At 59.4% G+C, this 759-nt stretch carries 2 protein-coding genes; both read right to left on the bottom strand.

Going from position 1 to position 759, the window contains the following annotated elements; all coding sequences use genetic code 11:
• Nucleotides 1-32: 32 nt before the first annotated feature.
• Nucleotides 33-464 carry a DUF2384 domain-containing protein gene (locus tag EOA38_RS37995; RefSeq protein WP_127301626.1) on the bottom strand — a complete coding sequence of 144 codons (432 nt, stop codon included), beginning with the start codon at nucleotides 462-464 and terminating at the stop codon, nucleotides 33-35.
• Between the two features lie 88 nt (nucleotides 465-552).
• Nucleotides 553-759: replication initiation protein RepC (gene repC, locus EOA38_RS37990; RefSeq protein WP_245481037.1), on the bottom strand; the 207-nt coding region annotated here is incomplete at its 5' end.

The raw sequence follows: 759 nt of genomic DNA, 5'->3' as shown, positions 1-759 counted from the left end.
GGATGATAGCGTGCGATCGAGAGTCTGCGCCGTCACGCAGCACTGCTGTACTTCAGACCTCCGAGAATATCGACCACCATTTCCGCGCCGAACTCGCTCAGGATAACGACGTCGATCGGTCGCTTATCCTCAATCATCGGGTGCGGCCGAAACAAGAAATCGCGCGCTTCCTCTTCATTTTGCCAGACATCGACAGCAAGACCCCAGACTCGCGCCACGCGGGCCAATCGTGTGCCCTCATCCGACGAGAGGCGATGTACCAGCTTACGCCGCTCGTAGGTTGCCTTGGGGATCAGCCGGTATTTGAACTGAGCATCGCCAGGCGCTAGAAGATGCGCAACGCGCTCGAGCGCCCCAATGGGAAGTCCATTTTCGATCCGGGAGATCAGCCCGAAAGGCGACCGTGACGCCACCTCTTTCGGGGGTAGCCCCAACACGTCGGCGACATTTCCGAACGCTAGCATTCCACTCTCCATTCCATTTGAGACAAACTATAGCCTCACATGATGCGGCATACAAGCCCCCGCATCAGCGCGAACGATCCGCCAACGATTACCCTGTCATCTTTGCTGTCGCGCCGTTCGCTCGCAATGCCGCCATCAGCATCGGCCCGACCGAAAACGCCCCTGCCCTGGCCTTATCGGTCAGCACGCGCAGGTATCCGCCGGCGGAATTGATGTGCTGAGCGCGTTGCAGGATGCAGGCAATCACTATCGCGGCGGTTTCCTGGCCCATCGCATGGCAGGCCTCCTCATACGC

The sequence above is a fragment of the Mesorhizobium sp. M1E.F.Ca.ET.041.01.1.1 genome (genome assembly GCF_003997355.1).
Lineage (GTDB): Bacteria > Pseudomonadota > Alphaproteobacteria > Rhizobiales > Rhizobiaceae > Mesorhizobium.
Note: the sequence above shows the minus strand (reverse complement) of the source record. Positions and strands in the feature narration are given on the sequence as shown.

Excerpts from the sequence above, each read along its gene's own strand:
- EOA38_RS37995 (WP_127301626.1), bottom strand. The coding sequence starts at position 464 with ATGCTAGCGTTCGGAAATGTCGCCGACGTGTTGGGGCTACCCCCGAAA.